The organism is Pseudomonas sp. UBA6699 (assembly GCF_002454615.1).
GTDB lineage: Bacteria > Pseudomonadota > Gammaproteobacteria > Pseudomonadales > Pseudomonadaceae > Aquipseudomonas > Aquipseudomonas juntendi.
Window position 1 is genome coordinate 3977 of sequence record NZ_DKJF01000095.1, and the last position, 314, is coordinate 4290.

General features: G+C 58.9%; 1 protein-coding gene. It reads left to right on the forward strand.

The genetic code is table 11. The features are described from left to right. Positions 1 to 58: 58 nt before the first annotated feature. On the forward strand, positions 59 to 314 hold a 256-nt coding region (locus tag B3361_RS17945), incomplete at its 3' end, for a carboxymuconolactone decarboxylase family protein (protein ID WP_286920301.1).

Consider the following 314-nt stretch of genomic DNA (forward strand, 5'->3'; position numbering starts at 1 on the left):
GGGCAAGCCCGCGAAGAAGCCACCGCCGATGTCCCTGTTTCATTCCGGAGCACTGCGCATGAGCAATGACAAGTACGAGAAAGGCCTGCAAATCCGCACTCAGGTACTGGGCGAAGACTACGTCAACCGCTCGATTCAGAACGCCGACGACTTCACCAAGCCGTTGCAGGAACTGGTCACCGAATACTGCTGGGGCCACGTCTGGGGCCGTGAAGGCCTCTCGCTCAAAGAGCGCAGCATGATAAACTTGGCCATGATTTCCGCGCTCAACCGGCCCCACGAGCTCAAGCTGCACATTCGCGGCGCATTGCGTA